The 17,193-nt window shown below is 39.4% G+C and carries 18 protein-coding genes and 1 other annotated feature; of the genes, 17 read left to right on the top strand and 1 reads right to left on the bottom strand.

Going from position 1 to position 17,193, the window contains the following annotated elements; genetic code table 11:
- The first annotated feature begins 225 nt into the window (after nucleotides 1-225).
- The 17 genes from Q0K35_RS07270 (at nucleotide 226) to Q0K35_RS07190 (ending at nucleotide 16,830) form a co-directional block, all read left to right on the top strand.
- On the top strand, nucleotides 226-870 hold the full coding sequence (locus tag Q0K35_RS07270; RefSeq protein WP_294561990.1) for an HAD family phosphatase: 645 nt from the start codon (nucleotides 226-228) through the stop codon (nucleotides 868-870).
- A 7-nt stretch (nucleotides 871-877) separates the two neighbouring features.
- Nucleotides 878-2,029: a tRNA 2-thiouridine(34) synthase MnmA gene (gene mnmA / locus Q0K35_RS07265; protein ID WP_294561989.1), complete on the top strand. Its 1,152-nt coding sequence runs from the start codon at nucleotides 878-880 to the stop codon at nucleotides 2,027-2,029.
- Nucleotides 2,026-2,742 carry a type II CAAX endopeptidase family protein gene (locus Q0K35_RS07260; protein WP_294561988.1) on the top strand — a complete coding sequence of 239 codons (717 nt, stop codon included), beginning with the start codon at nucleotides 2,026-2,028 and terminating at the stop codon, nucleotides 2,740-2,742. The genes mnmA and Q0K35_RS07260 overlap by 4 nt, the downstream gene beginning before the upstream one ends.
- Before the next feature lie 2 nt (nucleotides 2,743-2,744).
- Nucleotides 2,745-4,922 (top strand): ATP-dependent RecD-like DNA helicase, encoded by a 2,178-nt coding sequence (locus Q0K35_RS07255; protein WP_294561987.1) that lies wholly within the window; start codon nucleotides 2,745-2,747, stop codon nucleotides 4,920-4,922.
- 42 nt (nucleotides 4,923-4,964) lie between these two features.
- Nucleotides 4,965-5,123, top strand: coding sequence for a hypothetical protein (locus Q0K35_RS07250; protein WP_154667096.1), 159 nt, complete (start codon nucleotides 4,965-4,967; stop codon nucleotides 5,121-5,123).
- 19 nt (nucleotides 5,124-5,142) lie between these two features.
- Nucleotides 5,143-6,207, top strand: a complete 1,065-nt coding sequence (locus Q0K35_RS07245) for an AI-2E family transporter (protein WP_294561986.1) — start codon at nucleotides 5,143-5,145, stop codon at nucleotides 6,205-6,207.
- Nucleotides 6,208-6,237: 30 nt separating this feature from the next.
- Nucleotides 6,238-6,426, top strand: a binding site (T-box leader).
- A 31-nt stretch (nucleotides 6,427-6,457) separates the two neighbouring features.
- The gene (alaS, locus tag Q0K35_RS07240) at nucleotides 6,458-9,088 is read left to right on the top strand and encodes an alanine--tRNA ligase (protein ID WP_294561985.1); all 2,631 of its coding nucleotides are present in this window, start codon (nucleotides 6,458-6,460) and stop codon (nucleotides 9,086-9,088) included.
- 46 nt (nucleotides 9,089-9,134) lie between these two features.
- A complete protein-coding gene (locus Q0K35_RS07235; RefSeq protein WP_294561984.1) occupies nucleotides 9,135-9,398 on the top strand; it encodes an IreB family regulatory phosphoprotein in 264 nt (87 codons plus the stop codon).
- Nucleotides 9,395-9,808: a Holliday junction resolvase RuvX gene (gene ruvX / locus Q0K35_RS07230; protein WP_294561983.1), complete on the top strand. Its 414-nt coding sequence runs from the start codon at nucleotides 9,395-9,397 to the stop codon at nucleotides 9,806-9,808. Before Q0K35_RS07235 ends, ruvX begins: the two co-directional genes overlap by 4 nt.
- A 33-nt stretch (nucleotides 9,809-9,841) precedes the next feature.
- A complete protein-coding gene (locus Q0K35_RS07225; RefSeq protein WP_294561982.1) occupies nucleotides 9,842-10,090 on the top strand; it encodes a DUF1292 domain-containing protein in 249 nt (82 codons plus the stop codon).
- Nucleotides 10,074-11,123, top strand: coding sequence for an endolytic transglycosylase MltG (gene mltG, locus Q0K35_RS07220; protein ID WP_294561981.1), 1,050 nt, complete (start codon nucleotides 10,074-10,076; stop codon nucleotides 11,121-11,123). Before Q0K35_RS07225 ends, mltG begins: the two co-directional genes overlap by 17 nt.
- A 9-nt stretch (nucleotides 11,124-11,132) precedes the next feature.
- Entirely contained in the window at nucleotides 11,133-11,765 is a 633-nt protein-coding gene (gene udk, locus Q0K35_RS07215; protein WP_294561980.1) for a uridine kinase, read from the top strand.
- Between the two features lie 28 nt (nucleotides 11,766-11,793).
- On the top strand, nucleotides 11,794-12,276 hold the full coding sequence (gene greA / locus Q0K35_RS07210) for a transcription elongation factor GreA (protein ID WP_294561979.1): 483 nt from the start codon (nucleotides 11,794-11,796) through the stop codon (nucleotides 12,274-12,276).
- A gap of 65 nt (nucleotides 12,277-12,341) precedes the next feature.
- Complete coding sequence (locus Q0K35_RS07205; RefSeq protein WP_294561978.1) at nucleotides 12,342-12,812, top strand: helix-hairpin-helix domain-containing protein; 471 nt, start codon at nucleotides 12,342-12,344, stop codon at nucleotides 12,810-12,812.
- Complete coding sequence (locus Q0K35_RS07200; RefSeq protein WP_294561977.1) at nucleotides 12,809-14,683, top strand: MBL fold metallo-hydrolase; 1,875 nt, start codon at nucleotides 12,809-12,811, stop codon at nucleotides 14,681-14,683. The genes Q0K35_RS07205 and Q0K35_RS07200 overlap by 4 nt, the downstream gene beginning before the upstream one ends.
- 3 nt (nucleotides 14,684-14,686) lie before the next feature.
- Nucleotides 14,687-15,634, top strand: a complete 948-nt coding sequence (holA, locus tag Q0K35_RS07195) for a DNA polymerase III subunit delta (RefSeq protein ID WP_294561976.1) — start codon at nucleotides 14,687-14,689, stop codon at nucleotides 15,632-15,634.
- Nucleotides 15,631-16,830 (top strand): L-serine ammonia-lyase, iron-sulfur-dependent, subunit alpha, encoded by a 1,200-nt coding sequence (locus tag Q0K35_RS07190; RefSeq protein ID WP_294561975.1) that lies wholly within the window; start codon nucleotides 15,631-15,633, stop codon nucleotides 16,828-16,830. The genes holA and Q0K35_RS07190 overlap by 4 nt, the downstream gene beginning before the upstream one ends.
- Nucleotides 16,831-16,879: 49 nt before the next feature.
- On the opposite strand, the gene rpsT is transcribed toward Q0K35_RS07190, so the two are convergent.
- Nucleotides 16,880-17,143 carry a 30S ribosomal protein S20 gene (gene rpsT, locus Q0K35_RS07185; protein WP_071442846.1) on the bottom strand — a complete coding sequence of 88 codons (264 nt, stop codon included), beginning with the start codon at nucleotides 17,141-17,143 and terminating at the stop codon, nucleotides 16,880-16,882.
- Nucleotides 17,144-17,193: the final 50 nt, after the last annotated feature.

Genomic DNA, 17,193 nt, shown 5'->3' with positions numbered 1-17,193 from the left:
CACCTGTACCCATCCCGAACACAGAAGTTAAGCACTCGCGCGGTGACAATAGCCGGGCCTGCCCCTGTGAAGATAGCTCGCTGCCAGATCACCGACTCACTCCTTGTGAGTCTTTTTTTATATCAATATTTACTTTTATATGATATAATGTTATTCGGTTTTGGGACAATGACCTCAGAGCTGTTATTATGTATGAAATATTTATGGAAATTGTGAGGATTGGTTATGACTATCAAAGCAATTATTTTTGATTTAGATGGAACGATTATCGACAGTGAGTATTATTTTGTCAAAAGAACGATGCAATTCGCAAAGGACCATCATTTTCATATCGCATATGAAGACGCTTTAAGTCTTGTCGGTCTGAGTCATCGTGACTATCTGAAACGTCTTGCGATTCTTTTAGATCATGATCTCCATGAAATCACGAATATGTACGGTGAATATAAAAATGCTCATCCTGTCCCTTATGGACAGCTTATTAATCAAGATGCCTATGATCTGATCCAATATTTAAAGGATTCTCCTTATCGGATTGCTTTGGCAACTTCTACTTATCGTAATATCCTGCATGATAAATTATCCTCAACGGGTCTGAGTGATACTTTTGAGGTAGAAATATCAGGTGATATGATCGAGAAAGCAAAGCCCGATCCTCAAATTTATTTAGAATGTATCAAAAGTCTTGATTTGAAGCCTGAAGAGTGCATGGCCATCGAAGATTCAGAGGTTGGAATCAAAGCTGCGCATGATGCTGGATTATATGTGATCGCCAGGAAAGATCCACATTTTGATACAGATCAATCGTTAGCAGATATAATTATTGAAGATTTACGAAATATCGTTCAGATATTAAAAGAAGGTGAATGAGATCGTTATGAAAGAAAAGGTATTGCTGGGATTATCCGGAGGTGTTGACAGCGCTGTTGCTGCTATCGAATTAAAAAATGCAGGTTATGATGTGACCTGTGCTTTTATGCGTAACTGGGATGCTCTTGCCAATAATGATATTTTGGGCAATCCTACTATCGGTGATGAAGTTTGTCCGCAGGAAGCAGATTACATGGACGCATTGCAGGTAGCAGAAAAATTAGGGCTTGAATGTCTTCGCGTAGATTTTGTGAAAGAATACTGGGATCATGTTTTTGTTTCTTTTCTTGATGAATATAAGAAAGGAAGAACACCGAATCCGGACATTCTTTGTAACAAGTATGTGAAATTTGATGCTTTTTTGAACTATGCAAAGCAGCTTGGCTTTGATTATGTCGCAACCGGTCATTATGCCCGTGTTGAACATGGAAGCGAAGAAAGTCTTTTGTTAAGAGGCAGTGATCCAAATAAAGATCAGACATATTTTCTTTGTCAGATTTCAAAAGATGCCTTGCGGAAGACCCTGTTTCCTATCGGGCATCTGTTGAAACCGCAGGTTCGTCAAATTGCTCTTGATGCAGGTTTAAGCGTTGCGAAAAAGAAGGATTCTACCGGTATCTGTTTTATCGGTGAAAGAAATTTTCGCGAATTTCTTAAAAATTATCTGCCTTCTAAAGAAGGGGATATCGTTGATATCAATACATTGAAGAAGGTCGGAAGACATCAGGGCGTTTTATACTATACGATCGGTCAGCGTAAAGGAATGGGTATTGGCGGTGACCATGGCCCGTATTTTGTGATCGGTAAAGATGTAGAAAAAAATATTTTATATGTATCTTGTGAAAATGACAGTGAATGGCTGTTATCGGACAGCTGCATCGTTAGTGGTGTGAATTGGCTCATGCATGAGCGACCTGTAAATGAATTAAGCTGTACTGCAAAATTCCGCTATCGTCAAAAGGATAATGATGTAAAGATCCGCTTTATTGATGAAAATAATGTTTTTGTAACGATCTCTCCTGCTGTAAGTGCCGTTACTCCTGGACAAGAGGCTGTTTTTTATCAAAATGAAATTTGTTTAGGCGGCGGTGTGATCGAAGATGTTTTCTATCACGGAAGATCGTTGGATGAAAGGATTCGGGAAGGAGTAAAAAAATGAATGAAAAATTAGAACATGATGTCATGACATTGCCAAGGATGCTGATCCTGGTATTGAATTATTTCGTTGGCTATATGTATGTTTATCCATGGATTTTGACTCGCCTGCTTTATCAATTCCATTTAAGCTTTACAGCGTACAACTGGCTTTCTTTTGCTGTTTATCTCTTGATGATCGCCATTAGTGTAGCGGCAGGCTATCCGGTATTAAAAGAAAGCTGGAAAAAAATTGTCCGTCCGCGAAAATTCTTTGAAAATCTTCTGCTCATGTTTGTGGCTTTATATCTGATCAGTGCTTTCACAAGTACGCTGGTCAGCCTGATTAGCGGTATGACTGAAAGTGCGAACCAGCAAAGCGTCATCTTAGCTTTCTTTCAGAGTCCGCTGCTGATCAGCTTTACGACCTTGGTGTATGCACCTCTTGTTGAGGAACTGGTTTTCAGAGGTGCTTTATTCAGAGGGCTGAGAAGTTATATGAATTTCTGGACAGCGGCCTTGATCAGTGCATTGGCTTTTGGCAGCATTCATGTCATTGATTCTCTTTTTGCCGGTAATTTCACTGATCTTTGGTATTTGCTGACATATGGTACGCTAGGTTTTATATTCTGCTTTGCCTATGAGAAGAATCATTCGATCTATGGATCTATGGCTTTACATTTTCTGAATAATTTCATAGGTATCATCGGCATTCTGCTTACTTATTATTTTGTTTGATCATGGAAGAACAATTAGTTATTTGCGGGAAATTTACCCATGTACGCTATCATCACGAGATGAGTGGCTTTACGGTGGCTTCTTTCAAAATGAATGATCATCAGGAAAAAACAATTACCGTTACTGGCATCCTTCCTCCGTTTGATCTCAATACGCTTTATGAGTGCACGGGACACTATAAGGAGCATGAACGCTATGGTCTTCAATTTGAAATCAGTGAGATGCATTTACAGCGTCCAAGTGATGAACAGGCATTGGTTGAATATTTCAGCAGTCCTCATTTTAGCGGTATCGGAAAAGTCAGCGCTAAAAAGATCGTTGATGCATTGGGGCTTGATGCCATTGAAAAAATTCAAGATGATCCGCATGTATTAGATGATATCTTCAAAAAAGATGATAAGCGTATCCAAAGCATTCTTGCGGGTATTCAGGAAAATGCGCAGCTTGATGACAGCGTGCTGTTTTTTAACCAGATAGGACTGAATGTCCGTCAGCTTGAAAAGATAAAGGTTGTCTATGGTGAGGATGCAATGCACATCATCCAAGAGAATCCTTATCGTATGATCGAGGATATTGATGGTGTTGGATTTAAGACCTCGGATAGGGTTGCATCTATTTTAGGCTTTGAAAAAGATCATCCTTATCGACTGAAGGCATTGATTGAATCTGAGGTGCTTGAAAGCTGTATCCGCAGCGGTAACAGCTATATAGAAAAAGATGAATTTGAAAAGGCATTAAAAAAACGCCTGCGAAAAGAGAATATTCAAATCGACTTTGATTTTGAAGCTTGTTTCCGGCAACTTATCTCAGAAAGATTCATCGTTGTGGAAGAAGAGCGTATTTATCATCATACACAATATGATGCGGAAAGAGGCATTGCTTCTTTTTTGCGGGATTTTCCTTATGTCAATGATACGGATACGATGATTTCTTCCTTAGATGAAGAAATCAGGATCATCGAAGAAGAATTGAATATCCGATATGAAGAAAAACAGATCGAAGCAATCAAAATGTTTTTTACTCATCCGTTTTCTATCCTGACCGGTGGACCCGGAACAGGAAAGACGACGATCGTAAAAGCTATTTTAACACTTTATCAGAAGTTTTTTCATTCAGATCAGATCATGCTTTGCGCACCTACCGGAAGGGCCGCCAAAAGGCTGAGCGAATGTTCAAATATGCCGGCCAGTACGATACATCGCCTGTTGAAATGGGATCTGGAAAGCAATACCTTCATGGTCAATGAAGAAGAACCGTTATTTTTAGATTGTCTGATCATTGATGAATTTTCAATGGTTGACCAATGGCTGTTTTATAATCTTTGCAAGGCTTCTCGTCATATCAAGAAAATCATGATTATTGGTGATGAAGACCAGCTTCCTTCTGTTGGAATCGGTTCTGTGCTGAAGGATTGTATTGAGTCAGGATGCTTTCCAACTCTTCGTCTGGAAAAGATCTTCCGTCAGTCCAGCGGCAGTGATATCGTTGAATTGGCTTATGAAATAAAAAATGGTTTTTGTGACATATTAAAAAACGGAAAGGATGTTGCTTTTTTTGAATGTCCGCAAAATAATATCAAAGATCAGATCCTCAATATTGTTTCCATGGCTTTTGAAAAAGGGTATCATGACCAGGACATTCAGGTGCTCTCACCGATCTATTCAGGGGTCTGCGGAATCGATCAGCTCAATCTCTCGTTGCAGAAAATGTTGAATCCGGCTAATCCTTTCTCAAAAGAAATCAAGGTTGGATATCGGACCTTTCGTGAACATGATAAAGTCTTGCAGTTGAAAAATCTTCCAGAGGAAGACGTATATAACGGTGATATTGGTGAGATCATCGAAATACAAAAAAAGGAAGAAGGTTATCCCGTTGACTGCATCATCGCTGATTTTGACGGTATCATCGTTGAATATACAAGGGAGCGTTTTGATCTGTTGACCCATGCCTACTGTATCTCGATCCATAAGTCACAGGGAAGTGAATATCCGATCGTCATACTTCCGATTACTTCTCAGCATGCATATGTCCTTAATCGCAGGCTCATCTATACGGGAATCACCCGAGCGAAGCAGTCATTGATCCTGCTTGGAAGCTATGATGCCTGTGTAAAGGCAATCCAAAATCAAAACGAACGTGTTCGTAAAACAACTTTAAAAAGAAGAATCCTAGATGAATAGGATTTTTTTCTTATGACATAATAATAGTAGAGGTGAGGAAAAATGAACAAAGGATTACTTGGACTAGCCCTGGGCCTTAGCTTAGGCATACTTGTAGGTTTCAACAATGAAGAGGAAATATCAGATCTTTGTCATCGTTCAAAGCGTATGAAAAAGAATATGATGAAGCAGCTTCATAATATTCAGGATTACTTAGATTAACCCCATTTGGGGTTTTTATATGAAAAAAATTCGTATGATATTGAAAAGTCCCATATCCTGCTTTTATTTGATCGCTTCTGTCTTTTTACTGATCCTTCTCTTGAACCAGCTGCATATCTTTGAATGGCTTTATAATTTTCTAATCGTTTTAAAGCCGCTTTGGATCGGCAGTGCCATGGCTTTTTTTCTTCACCCTTTGATTAGCGCAAAGAAAAAAGCTTCTTTGTTTCGCATCATCTTTGTATATCTTATTTTTATTTTTTCTTTTCTGCTTTTATTTTTTATTATTTTTTTTCTGATTCTTGAAAATTTTGGCGGCATCATCAATAGTATCAATGATATCTATCCTGTCTTGCTTTCTTATATGGAGCGTTACCAGATCCTTGATTACATAGATACCGATCAGATTCAAGGTTTTCTGATGAATGGCTATGCGTTATTCGTTCCTTTTATTCAAAATTTTATCGGCTTTCTTACAACCTTCACGTTATCTATCATGATCAGTTTTTTTATTTCTTTGGAAAGTGATGTCATTGCGAATGAATTCAGAAAGTACGTAAAGGATTATGAAAAATACTTTGATCTATATGATATCTTTTCAAAGATATTACGTCAGTATATTTATTCCACACTCTTGGATATCAGTTATGTCACCGTGACCACAAATGTGATCCTCTATTTTTTTCATACTCCGTATGCCCCTTTATTGGCAATCCTGCTTGCTTTTCTGAATCTGTTTCCCTATGTGGGTGCCATTGCCGGAAGTCTTTTGATTTTTTTGATTCATTATCTTCTGGTGGGTGAAAATACCGGTTGGCTGGTAGTTGTGATATTCATCAATTCTCAGTTGGAGGGAAATATCATCCATGCATGGATCTGTAATAAGACGATGAAGGTCCATCCGTTATATTTATTTGTTGCCCTGTTAGTAAATGAATATCTTTTTGGACTCATCGGTGTGATCTTGTCACCGATCGTTGCCAGTATCTTTCAGATGTGCTTTGTGACTTATGGTGAATATCTGAATCGAAAAAATGTCGGCGGATGGGAAAAAATCGTTTCTGAGCAGATAAAAGAGCCTTGAGAAGTAATGAAGATTGTGGTATAATCAAGCCCGTAAATGAGGAAAAAGAGGAGTATGCTCAGATTCTTTTCAAGAGAGCAGATGGATGGTGAAAATCTGTAAAGATATGAGTTGAAGCTGCTTTGGAGTTTGCGCGTAGCCTTACGTTAATTAAGGGAATTGAGGGCATGGGGCAACCCATGAATCAGGATGGTACCGCGTAGAGATTACGTTCCTGAAGCAGGAACGTTTTTTTATTGGAGGAGAGGAAATGAAACAGTTAACAGGTAGTCAGATTCGTCAATTATTTTTGGATTATTTTAAAAGCAAAGGGCATATGATCGAACCCGGTGCAAGCTTGGTGCCGCATAATGATCCGACCCTGCTTTGGATCAATGCCGGTGTAGCGGCTTTGAAGAAGTATTTTGATGGTACGGAAAAGCCAAAATGTAATCGTATTGCGAATGCTCAAAAATCTATTCGTACAAATGATATTGAAAATGTAGGAAAGACAGCCCGTCATCATACGTTCTTTGAGATGCTCGGTAATTTTTCGATCGGTGATTATTTCCGTGATGAGGCCATTCCATATGCATGGGAGTTTCTTACGGATGAAAAATGGATCGGTTTTCCAAAGGAAAAGCTGTATATTTCTATTTATACGGATGATACGGAGTCGTATCGCATATGGACAGAAGTATGCCATGTAGATCCATCACATATTTTAAGAACAGATGATAATTTCTGGGAAATCGGAGAAGGACCATGCGGACCGGATACGGAAATTTTCTATGACCGCGGAGAAGAGTATGATCCTGAAGGATTAGGTGAGCGTCTTTTCTTTGAAGAAATGGAAAATGATCGTTATATTGAAGTTTGGAACGTTGTTTTCTCCCAGTATGATGCGAAAGCGGGAGTACCACGCAGCGAATATAAGGAATTACCTCAAAAGAATATTGATACAGGCATGGGACTTGAACGTTTGGTTTCCTTGGTACAGGGTGGAGAAACGAACTTTGATACAGATTTATTTTTGCCGATCATCCATGCTACTGAAAAAATTGCGAAATATCCATACGAGGGTGAGCATAAGATGGCATATCGGGTAATTGCCGATCATATCCGTACCGTTACATTTGCCTTGGCGGATGGTGCATTATTTTCTAATGAAGGACGTGGCTATGTTTTAAGACGTGTGTTAAGAAGAGCTGTCCGTTATGGTAAGAAATTAAAGATCGAAGGTCCGTTTATGTATAATCTCGTACCTGTCGTTGTGGATATCATGAAGGACTTCTATCCTTATTTGATCGATAAGTGCGAATATATCCAAAAGCTGGTTAAAAGCGAGGAAGAAAGATTTCAGGCAACCTTGAGCGAGGGTGAAAAGCTCATGAAGGATGTCATGGCTTCTTCTAAAAACAAGGTCATTGAAGGCAGTGTTGCATTCAAGCTGTATGATACATATGGCTTTCCATTTGAATTAACTTGTGAAATGGCACAAGAGGATGGCTTTAGTGTTGATCACGAAGGCTTTGAAAGGGAAATGGAAAAGCAGCGTGAACGTGCTCGTTCCAGCAGAGATGCCTCTGAATCGATGAAATCACAATCAGCTGACCTGATGGATTGTACGGTTAAATCAGAATTTATCGGTTATGATCATTTTGAATGCAAAGGCCGCGTCATGGCCTGCTTCAAGGATGGGGTGGCATGTGATTCAATTGATGATGAAGGAGATGTGATTCTCTCTTCGACATGTTTCTATGCGGAAAGCGGCGGACAGGTTGCAGATACAGGAGTACTTGTGAATGATACGTGCAGCTGTGATGTTACGGATGTGAAAAAGGCTCCTCACGGACAGCCTTTACATCATATCGTTGTGAAAGAAGGAAAGCTGAGCACGGGTGATCTAGTTGAGGGAAGGATCAATGTGCAGAAGCGTAAGATGACGACGTGCAATCACTCTGCCTGCCATCTGTTGCAAAGTGCTTTGAAGCTTGTCTTGGGTGACCATGTATCGCAGGCGGGAAGCTTCGTCAGTGATGAATATGTGCGTTTTGACTTTACTCATTTTGAAAAGATCAGCGATCAGCAGCTGAAAGAAGTTGAAAATCTGGTAAATCAGTTTATTGCTCAGCGTAATGATGTCGTGATCGAACTGATGAATCTGGAAGATGCGAAGAAGACAAATGCAACTGCATTGTTTGATGAAAAATATGGCGATGTTGTTCGTGTCGTAACGATGGGGGATGTTTCTAAAGAATTCTGTGGCGGATGTCATGTCCATAATACATCGGAATTAGGTGTCTTTAAGATTGAAAGTGAAGAAAGCATCGGTTCGGGTGTACGAAGGATCGTAGGTAAGACAGGCTATGCTGCTTATGAGGCTTTCAGTACCTATGAGGATACATTGAAGGCAATCGCGCAGGCTTTAAAGCTTAATGGCATCTCCCAGGTATATGGTAAGACCGTCCAGCTCTTAGATGAAAAAAATCATTTGCAGAAGCTCTGTGCCGATTTAAATAGCCAGCTGCTGCACGCAAAGGCAAGTGAGATTGCCAATGAGGCCGTAGAAAAGGATGATCTGAAATATCTGGTGAAGGTGATGAATGATCTTGATGGCAATGCCATGAAAAATATGGCATCTTCACTATTGGAGCGTATGAAAGAGGGCGTCGTATTTTTAGGAGGTGTTTGTGACAATAAGCTGGTATTTGTCGCAAAGGCTTCAAAAAAAGCTGTTTCCAAGGGAATTCATTGTGGTGATCTGATACGCAGCGCTGCCGCTGTATGTGATGGAAAAGGCGGCGGAAAGCCTGATTTGGCACAGGGTGGCGGTAAAAACTGTGCGGCTTTGGATGAAGCGATGAAAACTATTAAAAATAATCTTGGTTTAGGGGTTTAAATTTGATACCAATTAGTTTAAAATAAAGGAAAGGAGAGGATGGTTTATGAAAAAAGATGTAACAGAAACAATGGCTTTTAAATCGGAGGATATGCGTCGTGAAAATATACGTCATATCGTACGACTTGTTGACAGTGCGCTCAAGGAAAGAGGATATAATTCTGTCAATCAGCTTGCAGGATATCTGATTTCAAACGATCCTGCCTATATTTCCAGCCATCAAAATGCTCGATCGATCATTCAAAACGTTGAGCGTTATGAAATCATTGAAGAAATGGTTCGCTCTTATCTGGAATCTATTGAAAAATGAGGATTCTTGGATTAGATCTGGGCAGCAGGACCTGTGGAGTTGCAGTCAGCGATATCATGGGAATGATTGCCCGGCCGGTAGCGACCATTCGTTTTGATGAGGATAATTATGATAGCTGTCTGGATCAGCTGGATAAGTATATAAAAGAGTTTCAGATAAAAAAGATTGTGCTTGGATTACCCAAACATATGAATGGTGATGTAGGAATCCGCGGCGAAATTTCAATTGCTTTTAAAAAAAAGCTGGAAGAAAAGGAAATGGATGTTGTTTTGTGGGATGAAAGACTGACAACGGTTGCCGCAAATCGTATCCTGATATCTGCCGATGTTTCACGCAAGAAAAGAAAGCAAGTGATCGATCAGATGGCGGCGGTGGGTATCCTGCAGAATTATTTGGATAGTCAGAATTAGGGCATTTATGCCCTTTATTCATAGGAGGAAATTATGTTAGATTCAAATACGCTTTATGTGAAGGATGACAATGGTAAAGAGGTAGCGATGGAGATCTTGTTTACTTTCGCAAATGAAGAGATGGGAAAACAATATGTTGTATTTGTCGATCCCAATGACGACAGTGGAGAAGTTTTTGCTTCCTGTTACGATGATGAAGGAAATCTTCTGCCTATCGAAACCGAGAGCGAATGGGAAATGGTGGAAGAGGTTTTAGGTGCCTTTAATGAAGAAGAGCTATAAGATCGTTGCGATCGTTGCTGTGGCAGCGGTAATTGCTGCCGGAGGATTTTTTATGGTCTATCGCTCTTCCATAGGACCGGTTTCATCTGAATCTAATCAGATAACATTTAATGTTGCGGAAAATACAGCTCCAAATACGATCCTCGATCAGCTTCAAGAGCAAGGGGTCATAAAAAGCTCATTTTTTTCCCGACTTTTGATGCGTCAGAAAAATCTTTCAAATATCAAAGCGGGTGTCTACATCTTAGATTCCTCATGGAGCAGCGAAGATGTGCTTTCTTATATCAATGATGCCACCAATGCCGAAAGCGATGAAGTTTTGCTGACGATACCGGAAGGATTGTGGTCAAAGGATATTGCTGCCAAGATAGAAGAACTGACCAATGTCAGTGCCCGGGAATGTCTTGATTTATGGAATGATGAGGCTTTCTTGAGAGAAATGATCGAACGATATGAGTTTCTGGATGAAAGCATTTTGAATGATGCCTATCATGTAAAGCTTGAAGGCTATCTTTATCCGAATTCATATTTTATCTATCGAAATACGGATGCCAGAGAAGTAACGCTTCGGCTTTTAGATGGTTTTGATACCGTTTATCAGTCATTGAAGGCCGATATCGAGGCTTCTGAATACACGGTGCATGAATTGGTGACCTTTGCGAGCGTTGTCCAGTTTGAGTCGGGTAATCCTGAGGATATGCCGATCATTGCCAGTGTATTCACGAATCGTTTTAAGGCCGGTATGAAGATGGAATCAAGTGTTACCGTTTGTTATGCCCTGTATGATGAATTTAAGAATTTTCAGGATTGTGAAACCAATCCGGATATCGAGAGTCCTTACAATACATATCTTTATGAAGGCCTGCCGGTAGGACCTGTGAATAATCCGTCCATCGATGCGTTAAAAGCAGTGCTGCATCCGGCAGATACTGATTACTATTATTTTATTTCCGATGTTTACGGCGACCATCAGCTGATTCCCGCCAAAACATATGAAGAGCATCTTGCTAATGTTGAAAAGTATCTGAAGTAGGGAGATATCATGAAAAAGACAACGATTATCGGAATTGCCGGTGGGAGTGCTTCCGGAAAATCGACAATTTCTAAAAAATTAAAAGAACAATTTGAAAATGAAAATTCAGTAACGATCATTCGACAGGATGACTATTATAAGGATCAGTCCCATTTGACCATGGAAGAGCGTATTCAAACAAATTATGATCATCCGTTTGCTTTTGATAATGATCTGTTCATCAAGCAGCTTCATCAGCTCTGCGATGGAATACCGGTAGATAAGCCAACCTATGATTTTGTGAATCACACACGAAGCAACGTTACAGAGAGGATCATGCCGAGCGATGTCATTGTCATTGAAGGTTTGTTCATTCTTGAAGATGAAGCAATTCGTAATTTATGCGATATTCGCGTATTTGTTGATACAGATGCCGATACACGCTTTATTCGACGCCTCGTTCGAGATGTCAAGAAAAGAGGAAGGACGCTTGATTCTGTGATCACACAATATACGCAGACGGTTAAAGCAATGCATAATATGTTTGTCGAACCAAGTAAAAAATATGCGGATATCATCATTTTGGAAGGCGGTCATAATCAGGTGGCCATCGACCTGCTGACAACAAAAATTAGTAGTATTATTCAGGCGAATATGTTATAATATCGGGGATTAAAAAGGAGTGATAACAATGGCTCAGGAAGAAAAGACAGTTGTTACAAAGGAAGGTTATCAGGAGCTTGTCAATGAATTGGATCACATGCTTCATGAAGTGCGTCAGGATGTCATTCGTGAATTGCAGGAAGCACGTGCTCAGGGTGACTTGAGCGAAAATGCTGATTATGATGCTGCCAGAGAAAGACAGGCACGTGTCGAAGCCCGTATCCGTGATCTTGAAAGCATGATTGCCAATGCCCAGATCATTGATGAGAAGGATTCTAAAAAATCAAAGAAAACCGTGAAGTTAGGTTCAACTGTAAAGATTTTAGATATGGAATCAAATACTGAAGAAGTATATACGATCGTGGGTTCAGTAGAAGCGGATCCATTAAATGGAAAGCTGTCAAATTTAACACCGCTTGCAATTGCTTTGCTGGATTCAAAGGTCGGTGATACACCAACGGTGACACAGATCGAAGAACCTTATAAAGTAAAGATCCTTGAAATAAAATAGAGAAATTCTCTATTTTTTTTTGGATTTTTTTCATTTTGATGGATATATAAGAGTAGGAGGTCTTTATGAAAAAAATACTGCCTATTCTTTTATCTTTCATGTTGATAGCCTTATATTTTCAACTGGGAAGCAAGGATGTGAAACTTCAGAAAAAAGAGGAATATCACGCAGAAATCCGTGGTGAAGTCAATTCTCCGGGCGTGTATGAAATTGATGCTGATGAAACCCTGGAGGATCTGATCGAGAAAGCAGGCGGATTAAGCAAGCAGGCGGATATACGCTCACTTTCACTTCTGCGTGCGATCAGACATTGTGATGTCATCATCATTCCGGCTGTTGAAGATATCAAGAAAATCTCTATTAACAGTGCTTCTTTGGAAGAGCTTATGACATTAAAAGGTATCGGTCAGTCAAAAGCATATCGCATCATCGAATATCGTAATGAACATAACTTTCAGTCCATTGAAGAACTTATGAATGTCAAAGGCATCGGGCCTAAGATATTCGAGAAGATCAAAGATCATATTGCTTTATGAAGGATCTTTTATTATTAAGCATGCTTTCTTTTTTGCTTTTGAATTGTCGAAGCATGGTCACGCTTTCTTTTTATCTGATTTTTCTTTTCATTTATCAATTTTATAAACGACGTCTTTTGGGATATCATTTTATCTTTTTGATATTTCTTTATATCATCTCTTTTTCAAATTTCTGTATCCGGAATAATTGTGTGCTGGAAACACATGAAAATTACGTCGTTGCCAGCGTAAATCATCAGAGGGTATTGATTTATACAGATGAAATTTATTTTGAAAATGAAGAGGTGATTGCAGAAGGAGAATTAAAAAAGATCGAAGCTGATTCTAATTTTAATCTTTTTAATTTTAAAGAGCATATGAATCAAAAAAATATATATGGCTATTATGAAAATGCTCAAATCATAAAAAAAGATTCTTTGAAAAGAAGGATGTATGAGCATATCATGGCGATGGACGAAGCTGTTTCTTCGATTCTCTTACGCATTTTTTACCAGTTTGGTGAATATGACATGATTTATTCTTCCGGACTTCATCTCACTTATTTAAATCGTACATTTCTTCAGTTTCTCTTAAAAATCTGCAGTTTTTCCTCTGCACTGACGCTTTCCTCTGTATTAGTAGGTTTATTTGGCTTTCTGTTTCCGTTTAAATTTGTCTTGTTCCGTATCCTTTGCGGCAATGTCATAAAAATGATCTTCAAGGATCATTCTCATAAGGAGCGTCTTGGATTACAGTATCTTTTATGCATGCTTTTTGATCCGGGCTGTGTCTTTTCACTGGGTTTTTTGATTCCTTATTTTTTAAGTCTGATCCAAATCTTTACAGAAAAACGACATCAAAGAAAAGCATCAGTCGTTTTTTTGATCTTTCTGCAATTTTTTAAGACTTCTCAATGTCAGCCGCTTTCCATTCTTTTATTTCCGTTCATTCAAATAATGAACGGAGGAATGCTGATAGCTGCATGGATGCAGCTGTTGATGCCTATTCCATTGATTTCATCTATTTTAGAAATCTTCCTTTCTTTTTCGCAATTTCTTTCTTCCTTTGTCTTTTATGGGGCGATACCTATTGGATTGACGCTTTTATTTTTGTATTTCTTTTTTCAGATGCTTCATCAGAAAAGATCTTTTCTATATTCGCTGATTTTGCTTTACATACCTTTACAAAGTTATTTGAATCCCTTTTATCAGGTAACGATGATCAATGTAGGACAGGGAGATTCAATTCTGATACAGGCACCTTTTCATCAACATAACATCCTTATCGATCTTCCGTCAAATAAAGAAGAGCGGGTCATAGATTATCTGCGCTCCATTGGTGTATATCATATCGATACACTTATCTTTACGCATCCGGATAGTGACCATAATGGTGGAAAAAAGGCTTTTTTAGAACGCTTTAAAGTACATGATATCGTTGAAGGACATCAGGATATCCATGCCAAAAATATTTCTTTGGTTTCTTTGAATCATGCCACTCATGATAATGAGAATGATAATTCGCTTGTCCATGCTGCTTCACTCGGGCATCTTAGTTATTGTTTTATGGGAGATGCTTCTGTACGTGTTGAAAAAGAAATCATGATGTCGTATGATTTGTCATGTGATGTTTTAAAAATCGGTCATCACGGAAGCAAAACATCAACGGATCCCTTATTTATTCAAAAAATACAACCTTCTTATGCACTTATCAGTGCAGGTAAGGATAATCGTTATGGACATCCGCATGAGGATGTGCTTTCTACGCTGGAAAAATATGATGTCAAGACATATGTGAGTGCATTGGATGGTGCAGTTTCTATAAAAAGTTTTCTGAACTTTCATTTTATTAGAACATCAGGCGGTGATTTTGGTATAATGGTTACGGAGTGATTTATGAATTATTTATTTTATGGAAAAGATAGCGGTCGCATTCAAAAGGAGATTGCGAAAGTGATTGCTCAATATGGAGATGATTGCGATCATATCGTTTATGATTTGAATACATCTAAAATGGGAGATGTCATGAGTGAATTGACTACTTCTCCTTTCTTTCATGCGCATAAAGTGGTCATCGTAAAGCATTGTAATTTTTTGGCGAACGGATCGTCTGATTTTGATGTTTCTCAGCTGGAAGCCTTTTTAAAGGATCCTTTGCTTGAAAATACGCTGATCATGACTCATGAATTTGAAAAGTGTGATTCACGTAAAAAAATCGTCAGGCTGATCAATCAGACCTGTCGTGTTAAAAGCTTTCAGAATTTAGAGGAAAGAGATAAAAAAGGTTATATAGCTGAAAGATGCCGTGAGCTGGATATCAATATCGCTCATGAGGCACTCAGCAGGCTTGCAGAACGCTTAAGCTGCGATACTGCCATGATCGACCTGCAGCTTGAAAAACTGGCCTGCTATCCTCTTGAAATCACTGCTGAGGTGGTGGATGCCTTAATATCAAGAGAGCTTGAGGATAATGTCTTCCAGCTAAGTGAAGCCTTGTTAAAGGGGAAATTTAAAAAGGCCTATCAGGTCTATAAGGATATGGTTTCTCTTAGCAATGATCCGATCTATCTTTTGGCCGTGGTCGTTTCACAGCTGCGATTTTATTATCAGGTCAAGGTCTGCATGATGCAGGGCATGGGTGAGGAGAGGACAGCCTCATATCTGAAAGCACATCCTTATCGTGTCAAGCTGACGATGCAGATCGTAGCCGGTATCGAGGCAGATACGATCATGAAGCTTCTTGATGCAGCTTTGACGTGTGATCTGGATATCAAAAATGGAAGAAGGGATAAATATTTTGCTTTCGAAATGTTTATGATACAATGCCAGGAGGAAATCATATGAAGTCTTTAAAAGAATTTTATAAAATAGGTCCGGGACCCTCAAGCTCACATACTTTGGGCCCTAAAACTGCCTGTGAACAATTTTTAAAAGAGTATCCGGATAGTGACGAGATAGAGATTACATTGTACGGATCGTTGTCATTGACGGGGAAAGGACATCTGACAGATCAAATCTGTATCCAGACCTGTGCTCCGATCCCGTGTCATGTCCGTTTTTCCAGTGAAACCTGTGATGCCCATCCGAATACGATGGATCTTTTTGCCTATCGTAAGAAAAAAATGATCGGCAGCTGGCGAGTATATTCCATTGGCGGCGGTACGATTCGTATTGAGGGAAAAGAGTTTAAGGAATCAGAAGATATTTATCCGCAAACCAGCTTTTTCGAGATACGTCAGTATTGTCGTGAGCATCAGCTTTCATTAAAGGATTATGTAGATGCATATGAAAAAATTGATGACTACATGTCAATGATCATGGAACAGATGCTTGCAACGATTGAAAAAGGGATCCATACGAAAGGAATCCTTCCGGGCAAGCTGCAGCTGAAAAGAGTCGGAGCAGATCTCTATCAAAAAGCCCTTCAGGAAACCAATCCCTTAAAAAAAGAAAAGATGACGCTCATGGCCTATGCGTATGCTGCCAGTGAGGAAAATGCCAGCGGTGGCATGACGGTTACGGCACCGACGATGGGAGCCAGCGGAGTCATGCCGTCTTTAGTGCGTTATTACAGGCTGGATCGTCATTTTTCTGAGGAAAAGATCATTCAGGGATTAAAAATTGCAGGAATTATCGGTAATCTGTTTAAGACAAATGCAACGATTTCCGGTGCTCAAGGCGGCTGCCAGGCTGAAATCGGTGTTGCCTGTTCCATGGGATGTGCCTTTGTTGCTCATATGGAAGATCTCAGTGATGATCTGATTGCCTATGCTGCTGAAATCGGAATCGAACATTTTCTGGGGTTGACCTGTGATCCGGTTGGCGGATATGTCATGATCCCATGTATCGAACGCAATGCCGTAGCTACGCTTCGGGCAATGGATTCCGCACTTCTTGCAGATGAGGTCGGAGGTCTGAAAGAAAATAAGGTTTCGTTGGATATGATCATTCATACGATGAATTATACAGGTAAAAAGATAGCGGTAGAATTGAAGGAAACCTCTTTAGGAGGACTGGCAAGCGTCGTTCCGCTGGAATAAAGAAAGTCATAAAAAAAAGTCAGCATAAGCTGACATTTTTGTTTATTTCTTAAGCAATTTTGTTGATAGCGTGACTTAAACGAGATTTCTGTCTAGCAACATAGTTCTTGTGATGAACGCCGCTTGTAATAGCTTTATCCAGCAGAGAATTCGCTGTATTATAAGCAGTCATGGCAGCTTCCTTGTCATTCGCATCTACAGCTACCAATACTTTTTTGATCGATGTTTTGATAGCACTTCTCTGAGCAACATTGCTTTCATGTCTTTTGTTGTTAGTTAATACACGTTTTTTCTGTGATTTAATGTTTGGCACTCTTGACACCTCCTAATTGATTATTGCTAGTAGATTATAACAAAATCAAA

It is taken from the genome of uncultured Traorella sp. (assembly GCF_944327115.1).
In the GTDB taxonomy this organism is placed as follows: Bacteria; Bacillota_I; Bacilli_A; order Erysipelotrichales; family Erysipelotrichaceae; genus Traorella.
The sequence above is the reverse complement of the archived record's forward strand: the minus strand, read 5'-3'. Positions and strand labels throughout refer to the sequence as shown.